The following is a 19,840-nucleotide window of genomic DNA, read 5'->3' on the forward strand; positions in this document are numbered from 1 at the left end:
GTCCAAATCCCATGCTTGTCAGCCGCCCTTGCGGGGTTTAGGTCAGATCCAGCCCAATAAATGGCGGAGTTCCCGTGAGCAACCTGATCGACAGCGTTATCGCATTTGTAGAAGCGCATCGTGAATGGGCTTTCTGGATCGCCATGTTCTTTGCGATGGCGGAAACGACACCCATCATCTCGATCCTTATTCCGTCGACCGCCATTCTGGTCGGTGTGGGGGCTTTGGTGGCGACGGGCGGGGTGGATCTGTTCCCGATCTGGCTCGGAGCGTCGATCGGTGCGGTCATCGGATCCTGTGCCAGCTGGTGGGCCGGGCACCGCTACGGCGAATGGGTGCTGCGGCAATGGCCGATGTCCAAGGACCCCGGCCTGGCCGCGCGCGGAAGCCATGCCTTTGCACGCTGGGGCGGGGCTGCATTGCTGATCGGGCATTTCTTCGGCCCTTTGCGCGCTGTGGTTTTCCTGATTGCCGGCATTACCAGAATGCCGTTCCACAGGTTCATCGGCTGGGATATTATCGGTGCCTTGGCATGGGCCTTTGTCATCCCGAAATCCGGTGAAATCGGCGGGAACGTCGTGGCGTGGCTCTGGCAGCTTTTGACCAGCTAGATCTTCCCACCCCTTTAACCGAACGATCGGTTGCTTATATCCGGGCAAAGAAAAAGGGGTCTGCCATGCAGAAGTTTTCAATTCTGGATCTGTCGCCTGTGCCGGAGGGGTCCACGACCGCCGAAGCGCTGGCGCAAACCGTGGACCTTGCGCAGCACGCCGAAACGCTGGGGTACCACCGTTTCTGGTTGGCTGAACATCACAACATGGCAGGAATCGCATCTGCCGCCACCTCGGTCGTGATCGGGCATGTCGCAGCCCATACCTCCAGAATACGCGTCGGCGCGGGGGGTATCATGCTTCCCAATCACGCGCCTTTGATCATCGCCGAGCAGTTCGGTACCCTTGGAACGCTGTTTCCGGGGCGGATTGACCTCGGATTGGGGCGCGCGCCAGGAACGGACATAGGCACGGCGCGGGCATTGCGGCGGAATATGGACGCAGGCGATACCTTCCCCCAGGACGTGGTGGAACTGATCAATTACCTTGATGACCCGCAGTTGGATGCAAAGATCGTTGCCGTTCCCGGTGTGGGTACCAAGGTACCGGTCTGGATATTGGGTTCCAGCCTGTTCGGGGCGCAACTGGCGGCCTATCTGGGGCTGCCTTATGCATTCGCATCACATTTCGCCCCGGCGGCGCTGGAGGCTGCTGCCCATGCCTACCGCAGCACCTTCCAGCCGTCACGTTTTCTGGACAAACCGTATTTCATGATGGCCGCCGGTGTCTTTGCCGCGGATACGGATGAACAGGCGACGTTCCTCAAATCCTCGCAGCTTCAGGCCTTTGCAAACCTGCGTTCGGGCCGCCCGGGGCGCCTGCCGCGACCGGTGCCGGATGTGGCCGAGGTCGTTCCGCGCCCTTATCTGGAAAGTGCCGAGGAAGCACTGATGATTTCCGCCTGCGGATCGCCGGCTACTGTTCGTAGCCAGCTTGAGATATTGCTGGAGGCATATGCCCCTGACGAATTGCTTGTGACCAGCATGATCCATGATCATGGCGCGCGTAAACACAGCTTTGCCTTGGCTGCGGATATCCTGTCTGATCTGGCCCGTCCGGCAAAGGCGGCTTAGGGGGCAAAGCCCCCCAAACCTATTTCTGGCGAAGATAGGCGATCTGGGCGGGGTTTATCTGTCCGATCCATGTCTCGGTCAGGGGCGTCCCGTTCTTGGACGCCAAAAAGACCCTTAAATCAACATTGTCGAGGGTGCTCTTGACATCGAACGTTAGCCGGACCGTGCCATCCTTGCCTACCACCGGTACGACGCCTTCATCAAGAAGTTCGACATCATCCGGGGTATCGATCTTGAAACTGATATCATCGCGTGACAGCCCCTTGAGAATGTCGCCGGTGAATTCGATCTGCATCTTCACCTGATCGGCAGGGCGTGGATTGCCGGGGTATCCACCTTCACCGATGCGCGTAGCACTGGTGCGGGCCACGGTTTCCCGCAACGGCGCATCCTCACCCCAATGCATCGTATAGTTGAAGTCCATTTCCTGCCCGGGTGCGGGCTTCTGGGCCGGGTTCCAGAATGCAACGATGTTGTCAAAAACCTCATCGTTGGTCGGCAGTTCTACCAGGGTCACCGCGCCTTTGCCCCAATTCGATGTCGGTTCGATCCAGACAGAGGCGCGGCGATCGTAGAAGATGCCGTCATCCTGATAGTTTTCAAAGTTCCGGTCACGCTGCATCAGGCCGAACCCCTTGGGGTTGTCGTCACTGAAGCTGGAGGTTTTAACGCGGTCAGGATTCATGAGCGGGCGCCAGATCTGCTCTCCGGTTCCCGTAACCATCATCAGGCCATCCGAATCATGCACTTCCGGGCGCCAGTCCGCAGCGGCAAAACGGTTGGTTTCAGAAAACCAGAACATCGATGTGAGCGGTGCCACACCCAACCGGTCAACCGAATTCCGGAAGAACAGGCGGCTTTGCACATCCATCACCTGACCAAGCCCGTTTTGGTTCGATATTTTCATCCGGTAGACACCAGCGACACTGGGGCTGTCCATCAAGGCAGTCACAATCAGGTCTGCCCCTGTGTCATCGCCACCTTCTAGATAGAATTCGGTAAAGCGGGGGAATTCCTCGGGCTGATCCATGCCGGTATCGATTGCCAGCCCGCGTGCGGACATGCCGTATTGCCGCGCAAATCCGTCCGTCCGGAAATAGGCGCCGCCCAGAAACGAAATCCAGTCGGTTTTCAAATCGGGCCGCATCACACGGAATCCGGCAAACCCCATGTCATCGCCCAATTGCATGGCCGGGCTGTCATCGGGAATCTTGAAGTAATCACGATGATAAAGGATCTCGCGCGCCTGGCCGCTTTCGACCTCGAACATCTTTACCGGCTGGCGGAAATAGGTTCCGGGATGGAAGAACTGCACCGGAGCATCGCCTACATCCACAGTCTTGTTATTGTCGAAAAGGATCTGCCAATGCGCGGTGAAGTCGATCTGGTCCAGAATGTCCGGGTGGCGGACAGGCGCTTCCTCATAAGGGCGGGTCGCCATATCGCGGGCACGTTCTGCCAGCTGGTCGAAGCTGAACGATGCCGCAGGCCCGAAACGTTCCGTGCTTTGGGATTGGGCTGCGGGCGTGGCCGTGGTTTGTGCCTGTGCCATGGGGGAGGCAAGTGCGAGCGATATTGCTGTTGCAGTCAGAAGCCGGAGCGAGCAGGCGGACAAAGCAAACCTCTTGAATTACATATTGTCCCGAAGATCAGTGCGCGGAGCCGTAGGGCAAATCAAGTCACTTTGGTGATTCCAACGGAAATCCGCCTATCCTGTCCATGATAACCCGATGTTAGGGAGTTTGACGTACCCGTCGGATCATAGATGTCAGGGGGTGCTGGGATGCTACGACGCAAACTGGAGGCGAGCCAACGGGAGCGTGGCGGAATCGATCGTGCATGGCCATCTGCCTTCATAAGGGCAATGCGCGACACGACACAGCTTGAAGCGTCTGTTGCCCAAATGACAGCGGAACGTATGCTGATGGGCGAGGGCGGGATTTCTGTTCCTGAAAACACCCTGATCCTGACGGTTGAGGGGGGCGAGGGGACCGGGGCGATCATGCTTTGCCCCGACCTTCTGGCAACATTGGTCGAGGCTATCCTGACCGGCCGACTTGGGAAGTCGCCTGCGGTGCGTATCCCGACGCCTTTGGATGCCGTGCTGGTCGCCGAGTTGCTGGAGCTTGGGCTGCAATATGCGGATGAGGCACTGAAAGATGATCCGGACCAGACCTTCGTCTCGAATTTGAAGATCGGCAAGACGCCTCTGGATGAGGGGTTTTTGCGCGCCTTGCGTATCGGGGGGGATCTGCGCGTTCTGGAGGCGGAAGTTCTCCTAGCCCCGGCACGTGGTGGAAAGGCCTATCTGGTGCTGCCGGCACAGCGCAAGGCGCATAAGACCCCAACGGCAGATGACATGCGCTTTGGCCGCGCGCTGGAAGCGCAGGTTCTCGAAACGGAAGCCCTGATGAATGCGGTTCTGTGCCGGATGACGGTACCGCTTTCGACCATCATGGCGCTGGAGGTCGGTAGCTGCCTGCATCTGCCGCAGGCAGTTCAGCGGGATATCACATTTGAGGGGGTAACCGGAGCCGCCCTTGGTCACGGGCAGCTTGGTCAGAATCGCGGTATGCGGGCGGTCCGCCTCGGGGCCCGCATTGCCGAAGACATTCCCGCTACCACCTTGCAGGTCGTGGGTTAGCTTTCGCCGCGAATACGTTGAATCATCGGCCGAATATGGTTCAGGTCGTATCCATGTCGTGCGGGCAGACCGATCAGGTCATCGACAGGGATGGTTTCAGCGTTGGCCAGCGCCCAGACGATCGAGCTGCGGTTGCCCGAGGCGCAATAGGCCAGAACCGGACCGGTGCTTTGCTCGATAGCGTTGCGCTGCGTCTCGACGTTCTCCAGCGTCAGCGCGCCGCCAATGACTGGGTTGACCACGAATTTCAGCCCGGCAGCTTCGGCCGCGGCCTGCATCGGGTCCGTGTGGAGATGCGGTGGAATTTCAGCATCGGGCCGATTGTCGATCACGGTGGTGTAGCCCGCCTCTCGCAGGGCAGCCAGATCTTCCAGGTCGATCTGGGGGGATACGGCGTAATCGGGGGTTATCGGGCGAATATCCATGGCAAGCTCCACTTCGGGTTGGGATATAGTATTTCTGCAGTCGGGGTGTCGCAACCTTCAGGATAGGATCAGTCCTGTAATGACCGCCATCAATCCGAGGGCGCAAATGCCAAGCGCACTGCTGTTCCACAAGGACAGCTTGCGAAAACGCTCTTGCAGGGCGTCTCCGGTCAGGCCTTCGCGCTGTGCACGCAATGCGGACAGGATGCACATTACCAATCCGCCAAGCCCTGCAACGCATACGATGGCGCCGCCGATCACCAGCCATTCCATGTCCAGCCCCTTCCAATTTTGTCACGTAGCGCGTAACCCGATGCACAGTAGCAAGCAAGCATGGCGCATGGGAGGCCTGTATGTCTAAAACCCTGACGCCGGAAGATCAGACCCTGATTTTCCGTGCAGCCCGTTCCCACAACGGATGGACTGACGAACCTGTTTCGGACGAACTGCTGTTGCAAGTGATGGAGCTTGCCTCGGCCGGGCCGACGGCCTTCAACCAGCAACCGATGCGGGTGATTTTCGTTCGTTCACCAGATGCAAAAGAGCGGCTAAGGCCATGTGTCATGGGTGGAAACCTCGACAAGACCATGGCCGCCCCGGCGACAGCGATCCTGTGTTTCGATCGCGGTTTCTGGAAGCACATGGAAGAGGCCGCCCCGAGCTTCGATGCTGCCAAGATGTACGGCAAGGATGACGATATGGCGCGCCATAGCGCGCTTCAGAACGGCACCTTGCAGGCGGGATATTTTATTCTGGCCGCCCGTGCGCTTGGTCTGGATTGCGGCCCGATGACCGGTTTCTACAAGGATAAGATCGAAGAAGCCTTCCTGCCGGATCACCCGGAGTGGGAAGCGAATATTCTTGTGAACCTTGGCCATGGAGACGATGCAGCGCTTCGCCCCCAACGCCCCCGCCATTCCACCGATTTCACTTCCCAAATTCTATAACGGACGAACATGAGCGATCCACTAGATTCCTACAACGTCACGGCTGACGAACTGCGCCAGTTCATTGAGCGCTTCGAGCAGCTCGAGTCCGAGAAGAAAGACGTGACCGAGCAGCAAAAAGAGCTGATGGCCGAAGCAAAGGGCCGCGGCTATGACACCAAGGTGATGAAAAAAGTCATTGCCCTACGCAAGCGCAAGCCTGACGAGATCGCCGAGGAAGAGGCGATCATCGACATGTATAAGGCCGCGCTTGGTATGCAATAATGCTCAGGGGGTCAGGAATCTGACCCCCGGCAATGCCGCGATGCGGGCCATGTCGTCCTCATAGGTTGCGGTCATATGGTCGACCAGCGCCTGATCCCATCCCGGCATTTCGAATTCCACCTCTACCGCCTCGGGCCGGACAAATTCCCCTAGCAGATTCGAGATGATTTCACGCCGATGCCGTACATCCGGCTGTGGCGGCTCTGCCAAGGTAGAATGCAGACGACGCATTCCCTCATCCTCCATCAGATGTGACAGCAGATCATCCCAACCGGTCAGGGTGCTGCCATCATCTATGCCGCCCACGTGTGCCAGAACCTCCGGCCATATCAGCGGCGCATCTTCATCGGCCCAGATGACAAGGTTTACCCCCGGGTTGCGGGCAACGACGTCGCCGATGGTATCGGACCAGCGCAAGGAGACGGGATCGCATTCGCTCATGACCTCGGCAGGTGTCTTTTGCCGTTGCCGACTGCACAACTCGGGCAGGAATGTAGCCGGATTGCGGATGGCAAGATAGAAGGTCACCTCGGCGGAGGGAAAGATCTGCATCAGGCCCCGGACCCGGTCCGCCGCAGCAGGGTAGAGGCGTCCACGCAATGCCCACTGCGGAAAGGACATGAAGTTGTCCCACGACAGAACGACGACATCCGGAATGTCGGCCTCGTCCAGAATCTGGTCCAGGACCATTTCCTCGGTCTCCGGACTTGCAGGCTTGCCCTGAAGGGCGGCTGCGGTATCGCGTAGCAGGGTGCGGTACAGATCCGGGTCAGGAATGCAGGTTCCCGAATGATCCAACATCTCGGCGTTGTTTCGAAGGCAGCGCAGCAACCGTTCATCGTCGGTACAGTGCGCGCCCAGATGGATGTTGATCCGCATGCTGAAATCTTTCTTTTCCATATGTGGGATATAGCTGTCTGCGGGCCCCAGGTGAACAGTTTTTCCTTTGAGAAAATTTTCTCTTGCCAAGGGCGGCACGGCACAGTACATCGCCCGCAGTGCCTCTATAGCTCAGCTGGTAGAGCGTCTGATTTGTAATCAGAGGGTCGGGAGTTCGAGTCTCTCTGGGGGCACCAAATCACACAATCTGTAACGTACCAGCCTGCGCGCGCAGGTGTTCAGCCCCGTTAATTTTCTTCGCTGCATAGTCTGTCCCGATCCAAGGAGAGGGATAGCGATGGAACGAATGTTGGCCGGTTGCGGCCTGACCCTTTGTGCGTTCGGCGCCGAAGGGACGCGGATGCTGATTGCCAGCGCGCTTGGTGGTTTTACCAGGTGGATCACCACAGACCGGACGCACCTGCGCGATGCTGGCCTTGCGATTGTCGGTGGAGCGCTGGCGGGTCACTACCTATGGCCAATGGTGCTTTGGGTGCTGGGTATGGATACCGATGCGCAGTCCACGATCATGGCGGCCTTCATCGCGGGAACACTGGGTATTTCCGGTGTCCGCTTGCTGGCCGCCGTTGTCGAGGCCCGGACGCGGAGGCTGCAGGATGCCTGAGCCGATCTATCGCTTCTTGTGTGAAGAAAGCCGGAGCTGGGTTCTTGCCCTCGTCGTCACAGCAGTCATCTGGGGAGTCAGCCTATGACACAACGTTTTCAGGGGCGGGCACAACGGCTGGATGATTACGATCTGCCCGAAATCGGCGCGCTGATCGGCGTCGGTGAGGATGAGCTGCACGCCGTGATCGACGTCGAAACGGCAGGCGGGGGATATGATACGCTTGGCCGTCCGCGAATGCTGTTCGAGCCGCATGTTTTCTGGCGCGAACTGCCCGAATCCAAACGGCGCGGTGCCGAGCGGGCCGGGTTGGCCTATGCCGTCTGGGGCACCAAGCCCTATCCGAAGGACAGTTACCCGCGTTTGCAAATGGCCATGTTGCTGGATCCGGGTGCTGCGCTGCGGGCGGCATCATGGGGATTGTGCCAGATCATGGGCTTCAACCACAAGGCGGCAGGCTATCCTACAGTGCAGGCAATGGTTGCAGCATTCATGGATTCGGAGGCTGCCCAACTGGAAGCAATGGTTCGTTTCATCCAGTCCGAAGGTCTGGATGACGAGCTTCGCCGTCATGATTGGTCCGCATTTGCGCGGGGGTATAACGGAGCCGGATATGCCACACATGGCTATCACACGCGCCTGGCTGCAGCCTATGCCAAATGGGCCCGTATTCCGGATACGGTACTACCTGCATGAAGGTATGGGTTTTGTTGGCTGTCTTGGGCAGTGTCGGGCTGGCCGGTATGCAGGGCTGGCGTATGGGGTACCGCGCGGCTGCGACGGAATATGCCCTGTCTGTGGCCGAGGCGCAGCGTAAGTCGATCATGGCTGCCGAACGTGCAGGCCGGGCAGAGACGGCTCGCCTGATTGCCGAAAACGAACGCGCGATACTTGCACAATCTTTGGAGGATGCTGCGAATGCGGACCCTGCTGCTGCTACCCTGTCTTTGCGTGCTGACAGCGTGCGCCGCCTCAACCAGCGTTAAACCACCACCAAGTTTGCTGGCGCCGTGCAGAACGCCCTATGTACTGCCGGATCGTGCATTGCAGCAGTCAGAGGTGGAACTTCTGTGGGGCAGGGATCGTGCAGCGCTGCGGTCATGCGCCGGTCAGATCACAGCACTCGCCGAATGGAGCGACATACAGAACTAGGAAGGCGGGGGCTTATCACCCCCGCCTTTTTCAATTCAGTTCACTGCGCCGATACCGCCACCGATCAGGGCGCCTGCAACCGGCTCATCGGCAATAAGTTCCCCCGCAACCGCGCCACCCAAGGCACCTGTTGCAACGCGCTGACCACGTGTGTTGCCACAGGCGGCAACAGAAACAACCAATGCCAAAGTGGACATGGTAAGAAGGACTTTGCGAGTCATAGCGGTAATCTCCTGATATCATCCGGGAAATCCACCCCAGAACCAATCGCATAACGCGCAGTGCGATCCGCGGGTTCCATGCAATGTGCCATTTTATCCTGCAGGTTCTGGATTTGCACAAGACGCAGCCCCAAGTTCAGACGAAAGGAGACCTTATGACCCTGCCTCTGCACGCCCGCTTTACCGATGAAATGCCAGGTTTCTATGTTGACTGGCAGACGACCCCGGTTCCCGCGCCAGCCACGCTCAAACTGAACGAAGGCATGTGTGCGCAGCTTGGTCTGCCCGATCTTTCCGCTAGGGCTCTGATCGGATTGGACCTTGCACCGGATGCGCATCCGGTGGCCTTGGTTTATGCAGGCCACCAGTTCGGAGGTTTTTCGCCCCGCCTGGGGGATGGCCGGGCGTTGCTTCTGGGGGAAATTAACGGGCCGGATGGGGCGCTTCTGGATGTGGCTCTCAAAGGATCGGGGCCCACCCCGTTTTCGCGCGGGGCGGATGGTAAGGCTGCAATCGGCCCGGTTCTGAGGGAATATCTGATTTCCGAAGCCATGCATGCCTTGGGCATTCCCACGACCCGTGCCCTTGCCGCCGTCGGCACAGGAGAGATGGTGATGCGGGATACAGGGCCGGTGCCCGGCGCTGTTCTGGTGCGCATCGCAGCCAGCCATATCCGTGTCGGCACATTCCAGTATTTTGCTGCCCGGGGGGAACTGGATAAGGTACAGCACCTCGCGGATTATGCGATTGCCCGTCATTATCCTGAATGTGCAGGCAACTATCCTGCGTTTTTTGCGGCGGTGGCCAAACGGCAGGCTCAACTTGTGGCACAATGGATGCTGGTCGGGTTTGTGCATGGGGTGATGAACACCGACAACATGACGATTTCCGGTGAGACGATAGATTACGGTCCCTGTGCCTTCATGGAAGAATATGCACCGGGGACCGTCTTTTCATCCATCGATCGTCAAGGGCGATATGCCTATGCGAATCAACCGCTGATCCTGGGTTGGAACCTCGCGCGATTCGCGGAAACCCTTCTGCCGCTGTTCAACGCGGATGAATCACAGGCGGTAGAGCAGGCGACGGACATGTTGCAGCAGGTAGCTGCAGATTATCAGGAAGCCTGGCTGGCTGGCATGCGTGAAAAATTGGGCCTTGATGGGGCGGAGGAGGGGGATCAGGCACTGGCGGATGATTTTCTGGCCCTGATCACGGGGGCGGACTGGACCATCTGTTTCCGTAGCCTGTCGGCGGCCATCGACGATCCGTCCCGTCTACGGGTGCATCTGGCAGATGATGGGCCGCTGGAGGACTGGCTCATGCGTTGGGCGGCCCGAAGGGGGGTAGACGCGGCAGAGCGCATGGATCGTGCAAACCCTGTATATATCCCGCGGAACGAACGTGTGGAGAGCGCCTTAACCGCTGCAATCGCGGGCGATATGACCGAGTTCGAAGAATTGTTGCAGGCAATTTCGGCCCCTTATGAAGCGAGGAAAGGGCTGGAACGCTTTGCCATTCAGGCCAGTGCCGGCTTTGGCCAATATCGAACATTTTGCGGGACGTGAAAAAAGTTGCGAAACACCGCTTGACGCCACCGACGCCGCTGCGTAGTAACCCCCCACGTTCGGCAGGTCCGGACAACGAAAGTGCGGTTGTAGCTCAGTTGGTTAGAGTACCGGCCTGTCACGCCGGGGGTCGCGGGTTCGAGCCCCGTCAACCGCGCCACTTTCGTTTGTCTTTGCCTGCTACCGTTGGAATGCGGTTGTAGCTCAGTTGGTTAGAGTACCGGCCTGTCACGCCGGGGGTCGCGGGTTCGAGCCCCGTCAACCGCGCCATTCCACGAAAAAGGCGGCCCTTGTGGCCGCCTTTTCGCATTTCCGGGGTTGCATCGGAAAACTGAAAGGAAAGCGCCCTGAACGGGCGCTTCGCTGTCTTATTTGTTCAGGTTTTCCAGAATGCGGGCCCAGGACCTGATTCCCTTATGGAAGCTTTCCAGATCGTATTTCTCGTTCGGAGAGTGGATCTGGTCGTCATCCTTGCCAAAACCGATCAGCATCGCATCCATTCCCAGATAGGTCTGGAAATATCCTGCAATCGGAATGGAGCCACCGCAGCCGACATAGGCGGCAGGCACACCCCATTCGTCCGACAGGGCCGTGCGCGCTTTTTCAAAGGCGGGGTTCTCGATCGACATTTCGCCCGCTGGCGATCCGTTCACTTCCTTGAATTCGACAGTACAGTCGGCAGGCAGCTGTGCCGTGAACCAATCCTCGAACGCATCATGGATGGCATCAGGGTCCTGCTTGGAGACAAGGCGGAAACTGATCTTGGCATGTGCCTCGGCCGGCAGCACCGTCTTGAAGCCCGCGCCGGTATAACCACCCCAGATTCCATTGATCTCGGCGGTGGGGCGTGACCAGATCATTTCCAGCGGCGTACGGTCCTGTTCACCGGCGGGAACGGACAGACCGACATCCCCGAGGAACTGTCCATGATCGAAGGCCAGCGATTGCCACTGCTGACGCATTTCGTCCGGCAGCTCTTCGACGCCGTCATAAAAGCCGGGAACGGCCACATGCCCCTGATCGTCATGCAGACCGCCAAGGATTTTCGTCAGAACGCGGATCGGATTGATTGCAACGCCGCCGAACATGCCCGAATGCAGGTCCTTGTTTGCCGCATGAACCGTAACCTCGCATTTCGACAGGCCGCGCAGCATCGTCACGATGGACGGGGTGCGCGATTCGAACAGCCCGGTATCGCAGATCAGCGCAACATCTGCCCGCAGCTCGTCAGCATGTTCCTGCATGAACGGAATCAGTGATGGTGAGCCGGATTCCTCCTCGCCTTCCATAAAGATGGTGATGCGACCGGGCAGGGTGCCGTGGACTTCTTTCCACGCGCGGCATGCCTCAAGGAACGTCATTAACTGGCCCTTGTCGTCAGAAGAGCCCCGCCCGCGGATCACCTTGCCCTTTGCCGTGGTCTCGATTTGCGGATCGAAGGGATCGCGATCCCATAGCGACAGCGGGTCCACCGGCTGTACATCATAGTGGCCATAGAACAGAACGTGCGGCCCTTCGGTACCATAATGGGCCACGACCATGGGATGTCCGGGGGTGGGGGCCTTGCGTGCCTCGAACCCGAGCGAGGTCAGGTCATCGACAAGCCAGTCTGCGGCGCGGTCGCAATCCGCCTTGAACGCCGGATCGGTGGAAATGGAGGGAATGCGAAGCAGTTCCAGAAGGCGATCCGTCGCCTCGGGAAGAGAGCGGTCGATGGTGTCGAGCACCGTTGAGAGCGACATTTGGATCTCCTTGCTTTTGATCATGCCGAAACCTAACACCGACGCTGCCCCTGTCCAGAGGGCGACGGGCGTACTATCTTCTGCGCAAATCGGAGGTTTTACATGAAATACTGGGTTATCGGCGCGGCAATTCTGGCAGCGGGTGCGGCTACGGCACAAACCACATTGAGCGATGTCCGTGACATGCTGTATTCACGCGATCGTGTTCAGGTGGAGATTCTGCCGAAGCCATATCTTCCGGCGGATCAGGCAGAACTGCTGAAAACGGTAGGTGCAGGACAGGCCTATTACGGTGCGATTGCCATTTCCCCGGATGAGGGGATTATGGTCCAGGCCACTGTGGCGGCGGCGAACTACCACAACGTCGAAGCGGCCTCGACCGCGGCGCTGCGGGATTGCAACGCGGCCCGCAAGGGTGCGACGGCCTGCGAAATTGTTGGCTATATCCGGCCGGTTGGCTGGAAGCCTCAGCCTGTGCAGCTGTCATATGCGGCAACGCAGGCGTTTCTGTCGGATTTCCGTGGGGATGGTCCAAAGGCCTTCGCCATTTCCCCGACAACGGGCGAATGGGGTATCGCAAAGGGGCCGGGGGCTGCGGAAGCCGCTGTGTCTGAGTGCGGTCCCGATTGTCAGGTTCTGATGCAGAACTGATGATATGCGGGGCAAAATGTCCAGTTTTGTACCTTTTGCCTTGGGTATATCGCCTTACATAAAGCACGCGCCGGGTCTTCGGCGCGCGTAACAAGCCCCAGCCAGCCCCATTGCGGGTGTCAGGGAGATGGATTGATGCACTACGACGATGCTCTGGATACGGCGATCAGCCGCCTGCATGATGAAGGACGCTACCGGACCTTTATCGATATCGAACGCCGGCAAGGCGTTTTCCCAAAGGCCGTATGGCGCCGGGATGACGGGACAGAGCGTGATATTACCGTCTGGTGCGGCAACGATTACCTAGGCATGGGGCAGCACCCGGCGGTGCTGACGGCAATGCACGAAGCGCTGGAAGCTACCGGCGCCGGATCTGGCGGTACGCGCAATATCTCTGGCACCACGGTGTACCACAAGCAGCTCGAAGCCGAGATTTCCGACCTTCACGGCAAGGAAGCGGCGCTCTTGTTCACATCGGCCTATGTTGCCAATGATGCCACGCTTTCGACTTTGCCCAAACTGTTTCCGGGGCTGGTAACGGTCTCCGACTCGTTGAACCACGCCTCGATTATTCAGGGCATACGCAACGGTCGTGGCGAGAAACGGATTTTCCGCCACAACGATGTGGCGCACCTGCGCGAAATCCTTGAGGATCTACGGGGTCAGCCGGTTCTGATCGTATTTGAATCGATTTATTCGATGGATGGCGATATCGGCCCCATCAAGGAGATCTGCGATCTGGCCGATGAATTCGGCGCGCTGACCTATATCGACGAGGTGCACGCCGTAGGCATGTACGGCCCACGCGGGGCAGGCGTCGCAGAGCGTGAGGGCCTTATGGGCCGTATCGACATCATCAACGGCACGTTGGGCAAGGCGTTTGGCGTCTTCGGGGGCTATATCGCCGCCAGCGCGCGTATGGTGGATGCGATCCGGTCCTATGCGCCGGGGTTCATCTTTACCACCTCGGTTCCGCCGGTCGTGGCAGCGGGCGCCGCCGCCTCGATCCGGCATCTAAAGCAGGATCAGGGGCTTCGTGCGCGCCACCAGACACAGGCACGTATTCTTAAAATGCGTCTGCGGGGTCTGGGTCTACCGGTCATCGACCATGGAACGCACATTGTTCCGGTGCATGTCGGCAATCCGGTACATTGCAAGATTCTATCCGACATGTTGCTGGAGCGGTTCGGCATATATGCCCAGCCCATCAATTTCCCGACAGTGCCGCGTGGCACGGAACGGCTGCGGTTCACCCCGTCGCCGTTGCACGGTCCGGCCGAAATTGATGCATTGGTCGGCGCGCTCGACTCGCTTTGGGGGCACTGTGCGCTAAATCGTGCCGAAATGTCCGCCTAATCACAACATTACTGTAAAGATCGCTGGTCTGTGATAGGGCTTGAGGGTAGACAGCCGCTGAGTCGACACAAGGCTCGCGCATCTCTGGGGCAGGATAGATTTGAGCATGATCTGGCGGAGGACATCCCCTTCGACGGCTGATAACGACAAACCCCGTGGGTTTGACGATTTCGAATTGCGGCTTGGCGACATGATGCGCGGAGAACGCGCGACCTTGGGCAAATCCCTGCTGGATGTGCAGCGCGAGTTGCGCATCAAGGCGACCTATATTGCCGCTATCGAGAATTGCGATCTGACGGCATTCGAAAGCCAGGGCTTCATTGCGGGCTACATCCGCTCCTATTCCCGGTATCTGGGGATGGACCCGGAGATGGCATATGAAAAGTTCTGTGCCGAAGCCAATTTCACGATGCACCACGGGATGACCACTACGGCATCGCCGAAGCGGCCTGTACCGATGCGTGGCGGGCCGCCGCGGGATCCCTTGGCTGATCCGCACCCGAAATTCCTTCCTCGTGCCGAAAGTTTTGCGTCGCAGATCAACCTGCGCGCCATCGGTTCTGTCGTGGTGCTGGCCGCTCTGATCGGTGGCATCGGTTATGGCGGTTGGTCTGTGTTGCAACAAGTCCAGCGGGTAACATTGGCACCTGTGACCCAATCACCCGATGTCGTGGCTGAAATGGATCCGCTTGCCGCAATCACGGCGGGCGGGTCGCTTGATGCGATTGATCCGACCAGCGATCCCACCCCTGCGGGCAACGATCTGATGGCACGGCTTTATCGACCGCAGGATCAGGCGCTGGATGTTCCGGTGCTTGTGCCACGGGACGGGCCTATCTCCGCAATCGATCCCGATATGGGAAATACGCTTATGGCCTCTGCGGATTCGCAGATGTACGGCCCCGTTGCGCCGGAAAGCGTTACGCCCCGAGTGGCCGAGCCGCAGGCAGCAACTGTAGCGATTCTGGCCGTCCGCCCGTCATGGGTACGGGTGCAATCGGCTGATGGAACGATCCTGTTCGAAAAGATCCTTGGTGCAGGCGAACGCTACGAAGTTCCGCAGATGGAAGAGCCTGCACGTTTGCGCGCCGGAAATTCCGGCTCTGTGTATTTCGCGGTAAATGGCCAGACATATGGGCCTGCGGCTGCTGGGGCGCAGGTTGTCAAGAACGTTTCACTGACGCCTGATGCCCTGACAGAGACCTATGCAGCGGCCGAACCGTCGCGGGATGCCGATCTTGCCCGCTTTCTGACCGCCGACGCCGCGCCGTAACTGTCGCGGCGTGGTTGCCCCCGACATGGGCAACGCCTATGTTACGGGCAACGTAGAGCGGAGTTTTCCATGTCCCTGAACCACGTCCGTCCGTGGCGCAACATCTACCGTCGCAAATCACGTCAGATTATGGTGGGCAATGTACCGGTCGGGGGCGATGCACCGATCTCGGTCCAGACCATGACCAATACGCTGACGCCTGATATCAAGGCGACGCTGGACCAGATCCATGCAGCAGCGGCGGCAGGCGCCGATATCGTACGGGTTTCCGTACCCGATGAAGAATCATCCCGCGCATTGAAGTTCATCACTGCCGAAAGCCCGGTTCCTATCGTGGCCGACATCCATTTCCATTATAAGCGGGCGATTGAATCCGCCGAGGCCGGGGCTGCATGCCTGCGGATCAATCCCGGCAACATCGGTGATGAAAAGCGGGTCAAGGAAGTCATCCGCGCGGCGCGGGACAACAACTGCTCCATCCGGATCGGCGTGAATGCCGGCTCTCTTGAACGACATCTGCTGGAGAAATACGCCGAGCCGTGCCCCGAGGCGATGCTGGAGTCCGGCATGGATCATATCAAGATCCTGCAGGATAACGACTTTCACGAATTCAAGATCAGTGTGAAAGCCTCGGATGTGTTCCTTGCCGCCGCCGCCTATCAGCAGATCGCCGAAGCGACGGATGCCCCGATTCACCTTGGCATCACCGAAGCGGGCGGGCTTGTTTCGGGCACCGTGAAGTCCGCTATAGGCTTAGGTAATCTTCTGTGGATGGGGATCGGGGATACCATCCGCGTCTCGCTTTCTGCCGATCCGGTAGAAGAAGTGAAAATCGGTTACGAGATCCTCAAATCCCTGGGTCTGCGCCACCGCGGCGTCACGATCATCTCGTGCCCGTCCTGTGCGCGTCAGGGGTTCGATGTGATCAAGACGGTCGCCGCCCTCGAGGATCGGTTGTCGCATATCACCACGTCCATGAGCCTGTCGATCATCGGCTGCGTCGTGAACGGGCCGGGAGAGGCGCTGATGACCGACATCGGATTTACCGGCGGCGGAGCTGGCAGCGGCATGGTGTATCTTGCCGGAAAGCAGAGCCACAAGCTGTCGAACGAACAGATGATCGATCATATCGTCGAGCAGGTTGAAACGAAGGCCGCGCAGATCGAGGCGGAAAAGGCAGCCGAGGAGGCTGCCCTGCAAGCTTAACCCTTGCGTTCGGCAGCCACGATCTGGGCCATCGCGTCTTCGGGCACGTAGCCGCGCAGGATCTGGCTGTCGATCACAAAGGTGGGGGTGCCCTGAACACGGAGCGCGGCGGCCAGTTGCTGGTTCGCCGCAATTATATTCGTGATGTCATCACTGTTCATTCCTGCCTTCACGGCGGCCCAATCGGCGCCTACCTCGGCGGCGATCCGTTCCAGCGTGCCGTCGTTGATCTCGCCGCGCAGGGTGAAGAATGCGTCATGCACTGCCTTGTAGGCGTCGTCACCGGCAATGTTCTTGACCGACAGGGCAAATCTCGATGCCGTTACGGATTGCGGCCCGAGGATCGGCAGCTCCTTCAGGACAAACCGGACGTTCCCGTCGGCCTTGACCATGTTGTCCACCTCGGTGAACGCCTGACGGCAGTAGCCGCAGCGGTAATCCATGAATTCGACCAGCGTCACATCGCCATCCGGGTTGCCCCCGACCCAATCTGCAGACGAGCGGTACAGCTCTTCGGCGTTCTGTTCCAGCAGGGTGCTTTCGGCGCTGGCCTGTTCTGCCTGCTGGCGCTGGTCCAGAACCTGGATCGCCTCCATCAGCACCTCGGGGTTCTCCATCAGATAATCGCGCACTTCCTTGCGAAAAACCTGACGCTCCGCATCGGACATGTTCTGTGCGGCGGCTGGCAGCGTCAATGCTGCAAGCATGGTGAGGGTGGCGGCTGAGAGGCGAGTCATGGTCATCTCCTTCTGGTGGGGGCAAGGAACACGGCACAGGGTGGATTGGCAAGTGTTGACCTCTGCGGCCATGTGACCGACAGAAGGTTTGTAGAGGCAGTGTGGGGGGCAGACATGCGGGTATCAAGCCGGGGCGATGTGGACGCATTTCTTGTCATGGATGTGATGGAAACGGCTCGCAAGCTGGAAGATGCGGGGCGCTCTATCATCCATATGGAGGTGGGGCAGCCAAGCACACCCGCACCGAAGGCCGCGCGGCAGGGGCTGGCCGACGCATTGCAGAAGCCGCTGGGGTATACGGTGGCCCTGGGGCTGCCGGAATTGCGTGCAGGTATCGCCCAGCTTTACCAGCGCTGGTACGGCATCAAGATCGACCCTGCACGCGTCGTGGTTACGGCGGGATCGTCGGGGGCATTCGTGCTAGCGTTTACGGCATTGTTCGATGCGGGGGATCGCGTGGCTTTGGGAGAGCCGGGCTACCCGTCCTATCGCCAGATCCTGCGCGCGCTGAGCGTGACACCCGTAGGCATTCCTGCAAAGGTGGAAAACCGCCTTCAGCCCGTGCCCGCCGATTTGCAGGATGTGCCCGATCTGGCAGGGCTGATTGTCGCCTCTCCCGGTAATCCCTCGGGCACGATGCTGGACCACCAAAGCCTGAGCGCGTTGATGCAGCATGCCGAATCCCGCAACATGGCCTTCATTTCTGACGAGATCTATCACGGGCTGCATTACAATGAGCGGGCCGTTTCAGCGCTGGAAGTGTCGAATCAGGCCTACGTCATCAACTCTTTTTCCAAATATTTCTCGATGACCGGGTGGCGGATCGGCTGGATGGTTGTTCCGCCCGATCATGTGCGGCGGGTTGAAAGGTTGGCGCAGAACCTGTTCATCTGTCCGCCCCACGCCAGCCAGATCGCGGCCCTGTCCGCATTGGATGCGGTGGAGGAGCTGGAGGCGAACTGCATGATATACGCGGAAAACCGCCGGCTGATGCTGGAAGGGCTGCCAAAGGCTGGTTTTGATCGCATCGCGCCGCCGGATGGCGCCTTCTACATCTATGCCGATGTGTCCGAAATCACCGACGACAGCGTCGCCCTTGCTGATACGATCCTGCGGGAGGCGGGGGTGGCTGTCACGCCAGGTGTCGATTTCGACCCTGCACGTGGCCATCGATGGCTGCGCTTTTCCTATGCGCGTGCCACGGAGGATATTGTCGAGGGTCTGGACCGTCTTGCGCGCTTCATGCAGGCCCGCGCATGATCTGGCGGGCGCTTCTGATCGTATTGGTCATGGCGTCGGGCGCATATGCCCAGAACCTGGCCCGGCTTGAACCTGACCGCTCCTCGTTGAACGAGCCTTGGCTTGGCGGGGTGGAGTTGACACTGGGGATGTCGCAGGCAGTGCCGTGGCGGACGCGCATGCTGGCTTCTCCGCCCCGGCTCATCCTCGATTTCCGCGACATGTCATTTGACGGGGCCGAGGTGTTGGCCCCGCGCAAACGGGTAACATCCGTCCGGGCAGGAACGGTGCGCCCCGGTTGGTCGCGCTTGGTGATCGGGCTGAACGGCCCCTACATCATCGCATCGGCGGTGATGACGACACATGATGAAACGACAATCTCGCTCCGGTTGCAGAAATCCACGCAAGAGGCGTTCGAGGCCGAGGCCGAACGCCCCGAGCCTGCGGAATGGACCATTACCGATACGCCCGCGGCCCCTGTGGCGCAGGGAAATGGCCCGCTGCTGGTCATGATAGACCCCGGTCATGGCGGGATCGATCCCGGTGCCCGATATAACGGGCTGAGCGAGAAGAACCTGACCTTGGCGTTCGCGCAGGAACTGCGCGATGTCCTGCTGAAGGACGGGACGTTCCGTGTGGCCCTGACCCGCGAAAGCGATGTGTTCATCCCGCTGGAAACCCGGCTGACACTTGCCAAGGCGGCAGGCGCATCGCTGTTTCTGTCGATCCATGCCGACGCCGTGGGCGAGGGTGAGGCGACGGGTGCCACGCTCTACACCTTTGCGCCGGAGGCTTCGGATCGTGCCGCCCGCATCATGGCCGCATGGCACGACAGAACGGATATCCTTTCCGGTGTGGATCTGTCGGACCATGATGACACGATTGCCGAGGTATTGATGGATATGGCGCGAACGAACAACCAGCCCCGGACAAACATGCTGTCCAAGGCGCTGGAAGATGCGATGCACGCGCAGCGGATCCGGATGCATGCCCACCCGCGGCAATCGGCGGATTTCGCGGTTCTCAAATCCCCCGATACGCCGTCGGTTCTGGTTGAATTGGGCTTCATGTCTTCGGAAGGGGACCTGAACCTGATGTTCGATCCGACATGGCGGGCGCGCATGGCGATGGCCGTCCGGGATGGATTGCTGGATTGGGCCGCGAAGGATGCGGTATCGCAGCTGACCATTCGGCAATAGATCGCGCGATTGTCACGGTCGGGCGAGG

At 59.4% G+C, this 19,840-nt stretch carries 22 protein-coding genes and 3 tRNA genes; 18 read left to right on the forward strand and 7 right to left on the reverse strand.

Going from position 1 to position 19,840, the window contains the following annotated elements; all coding sequences use genetic code 11:
• Positions 1-74 precede the first annotated feature (74 nt).
• Positions 75-611 (forward strand): DedA family protein, encoded by a 537-nt coding sequence (locus TR36_RS04420; RefSeq protein WP_045389848.1) that lies wholly within the window; start codon positions 75-77, stop codon positions 609-611.
• A 65-nt stretch (positions 612-676) separates the two neighbouring features.
• Positions 677-1,684 carry an LLM class flavin-dependent oxidoreductase gene (locus TR36_RS04425; RefSeq protein WP_045389845.1) on the forward strand — a complete coding sequence of 336 codons (1,008 nt, stop codon included), beginning with the start codon at positions 677-679 and terminating at the stop codon, positions 1,682-1,684.
• A 19-nt stretch (positions 1,685-1,703) separates the two neighbouring features.
• On the opposite strand, the gene TR36_RS04430 is transcribed toward TR36_RS04425, so the two are convergent.
• A complete protein-coding gene (locus TR36_RS04430) occupies positions 1,704-3,299 on the reverse strand; it encodes a glucan biosynthesis protein (protein ID WP_052362572.1) in 1,596 nt (531 codons plus the stop codon).
• A gap of 168 nt (positions 3,300-3,467) precedes the next feature.
• On the opposite strand from TR36_RS04430, the gene TR36_RS04435 reads away from it, so the two are divergent.
• Entirely contained in the window at positions 3,468-4,328 is an 861-nt protein-coding gene (locus TR36_RS04435; RefSeq protein ID WP_192841313.1) for a FliM/FliN family flagellar motor switch protein, read from the forward strand.
• Here the strand turns inward: TR36_RS04435 and TR36_RS04440 are convergent.
• Entirely contained in the window at positions 4,325-4,753 is a 429-nt protein-coding gene (locus TR36_RS04440) for a TIGR01244 family sulfur transferase (protein ID WP_045389842.1), read from the reverse strand. The two genes, TR36_RS04435 and TR36_RS04440, sit on opposite strands and share 4 nt — an antisense overlap.
• 57 nt (positions 4,754-4,810) lie before the next feature.
• The gene (locus TR36_RS04445) at positions 4,811-5,026 is read right to left on the reverse strand and encodes a hypothetical protein (RefSeq protein ID WP_045389840.1); all 216 of its coding nucleotides are present in this window, start codon (positions 5,024-5,026) and stop codon (positions 4,811-4,813) included.
• A gap of 80 nt (positions 5,027-5,106) precedes the next feature.
• Between TR36_RS04445 and TR36_RS04450 the strand changes: the two genes are divergently transcribed.
• Together TR36_RS04450 and TR36_RS04455 are read left to right on the forward strand one after the other, a co-directional pair.
• Positions 5,107-5,700 carry a malonic semialdehyde reductase gene (locus tag TR36_RS04450; RefSeq protein WP_045389839.1) on the forward strand — a complete coding sequence of 198 codons (594 nt, stop codon included), beginning with the start codon at positions 5,107-5,109 and terminating at the stop codon, positions 5,698-5,700.
• A gap of 9 nt (positions 5,701-5,709) precedes the next feature.
• Positions 5,710-5,964, forward strand: a complete 255-nt coding sequence (locus TR36_RS04455) for a DUF2312 domain-containing protein (protein ID WP_045389838.1) — start codon at positions 5,710-5,712, stop codon at positions 5,962-5,964.
• Positions 5,965-5,967: 3 nt separating this feature from the next.
• Here TR36_RS04455 and TR36_RS04460 read toward each other — a convergent pair whose 3' ends face one another.
• A complete protein-coding gene (locus tag TR36_RS04460; protein WP_153010491.1) occupies positions 5,968-6,843 on the reverse strand; it encodes a hypothetical protein in 876 nt (291 codons plus the stop codon).
• A gap of 121 nt (positions 6,844-6,964) precedes the next feature.
• Between TR36_RS04460 and TR36_RS04465 the strand changes: the two genes are divergently transcribed.
• The 4 genes from TR36_RS04465 (at position 6,965) to TR36_RS04480 (ending at position 8,454) form a co-directional block, all read left to right on the forward strand.
• Positions 6,965-7,040 (forward strand) — tRNA-Thr (locus tag TR36_RS04465).
• Positions 7,041-7,141: 101 nt separating this feature from the next.
• A complete protein-coding gene (locus TR36_RS04470) occupies positions 7,142-7,468 on the forward strand; it encodes a hypothetical protein (RefSeq protein ID WP_045389836.1) in 327 nt (108 codons plus the stop codon).
• Positions 7,469-7,552: 84 nt separating this feature from the next.
• Positions 7,553-8,164: an N-acetylmuramidase family protein gene (locus tag TR36_RS04475; RefSeq protein WP_045389835.1), complete on the forward strand. Its 612-nt coding sequence runs from the start codon at positions 7,553-7,555 to the stop codon at positions 8,162-8,164.
• A complete protein-coding gene (locus tag TR36_RS04480; protein ID WP_045389834.1) occupies positions 8,161-8,454 on the forward strand; it encodes a hypothetical protein in 294 nt (97 codons plus the stop codon). Before TR36_RS04475 ends, TR36_RS04480 begins: the two co-directional genes overlap by 4 nt.
• A 201-nt stretch (positions 8,455-8,655) precedes the next feature.
• On the opposite strand, the gene TR36_RS04485 is transcribed toward TR36_RS04480, so the two are convergent.
• Positions 8,656-8,841 (reverse strand): hypothetical protein, encoded by a 186-nt coding sequence (locus tag TR36_RS04485; RefSeq protein WP_045389833.1) that lies wholly within the window; start codon positions 8,839-8,841, stop codon positions 8,656-8,658.
• Positions 8,842-8,996: 155 nt separating this feature from the next.
• Here TR36_RS04485 and TR36_RS04490 point away from each other — a divergent pair, with 155 nt between their 5' ends.
• From TR36_RS04490 to TR36_RS04500, 3 genes are all read left to right on the forward strand, one after another.
• Positions 8,997-10,409 carry a YdiU family protein gene (locus TR36_RS04490; RefSeq protein WP_045389832.1) on the forward strand — a complete coding sequence of 471 codons (1,413 nt, stop codon included), beginning with the start codon at positions 8,997-8,999 and terminating at the stop codon, positions 10,407-10,409.
• Positions 10,410-10,492: 83 nt separating this feature from the next.
• Positions 10,493-10,569, forward strand: a tRNA-Asp gene (locus TR36_RS04495).
• Positions 10,570-10,602: 33 nt separating this feature from the next.
• Positions 10,603-10,679 (forward strand) — tRNA-Asp (locus TR36_RS04500).
• Between the two features lie 98 nt (positions 10,680-10,777).
• On the opposite strand, the gene TR36_RS04505 is transcribed toward TR36_RS04500, so the two are convergent.
• A complete protein-coding gene (locus TR36_RS04505; protein WP_045390055.1) occupies positions 10,778-12,151 on the reverse strand; it encodes a M20/M25/M40 family metallo-hydrolase in 1,374 nt (457 codons plus the stop codon).
• A gap of 102 nt (positions 12,152-12,253) precedes the next feature.
• Here TR36_RS04505 and TR36_RS04510 point away from each other — a divergent pair, with 102 nt between their 5' ends.
• The 4 genes from TR36_RS04510 (at position 12,254) to ispG (ending at position 16,637) form a co-directional block, all read left to right on the forward strand.
• The gene (locus tag TR36_RS04510; RefSeq protein ID WP_045389831.1) at positions 12,254-12,802 is read left to right on the forward strand and encodes a hypothetical protein; all 549 of its coding nucleotides are present in this window, start codon (positions 12,254-12,256) and stop codon (positions 12,800-12,802) included.
• Positions 12,803-12,937: 135 nt separating this feature from the next.
• A complete protein-coding gene (gene hemA, locus TR36_RS04515) occupies positions 12,938-14,158 on the forward strand; it encodes a 5-aminolevulinate synthase (protein WP_045389830.1) in 1,221 nt (406 codons plus the stop codon).
• 106 nt (positions 14,159-14,264) lie between these two features.
• Positions 14,265-15,431, forward strand: a complete 1,167-nt coding sequence (locus TR36_RS04520; RefSeq protein ID WP_045389829.1) for a helix-turn-helix domain-containing protein — start codon at positions 14,265-14,267, stop codon at positions 15,429-15,431.
• 69 nt (positions 15,432-15,500) lie between these two features.
• Positions 15,501-16,637, forward strand: a complete 1,137-nt coding sequence (gene ispG / locus TR36_RS04525) for a flavodoxin-dependent (E)-4-hydroxy-3-methylbut-2-enyl-diphosphate synthase (protein WP_045389826.1) — start codon at positions 15,501-15,503, stop codon at positions 16,635-16,637.
• Here ispG and TR36_RS04530 read toward each other — a convergent pair.
• Positions 16,634-17,380, reverse strand: a complete 747-nt coding sequence (locus tag TR36_RS04530; RefSeq protein ID WP_045389825.1) for a DsbA family protein — start codon at positions 17,378-17,380, stop codon at positions 16,634-16,636. The genes ispG and TR36_RS04530 overlap by 4 nt on opposite strands.
• 108 nt (positions 17,381-17,488) lie before the next feature.
• Between TR36_RS04530 and TR36_RS04535 the strand changes: the two genes are divergently transcribed.
• Positions 17,489-18,634, forward strand: coding sequence for a pyridoxal phosphate-dependent aminotransferase (locus TR36_RS04535; RefSeq protein ID WP_045389824.1), 1,146 nt, complete (start codon positions 17,489-17,491; stop codon positions 18,632-18,634).
• Positions 18,631-19,812, forward strand: coding sequence for an N-acetylmuramoyl-L-alanine amidase (locus TR36_RS16405; protein WP_045389822.1), 1,182 nt, complete (start codon positions 18,631-18,633; stop codon positions 19,810-19,812). The genes TR36_RS04535 and TR36_RS16405 overlap by 4 nt, the downstream gene beginning before the upstream one ends.
• Positions 19,813-19,840: the final 28 nt, after the last annotated feature.

Source organism: Falsirhodobacter sp. alg1 (genome assembly GCF_000739715.2).
Classification (GTDB): domain Bacteria; phylum Pseudomonadota; class Alphaproteobacteria; order Rhodobacterales; family Rhodobacteraceae; genus Falsirhodobacter.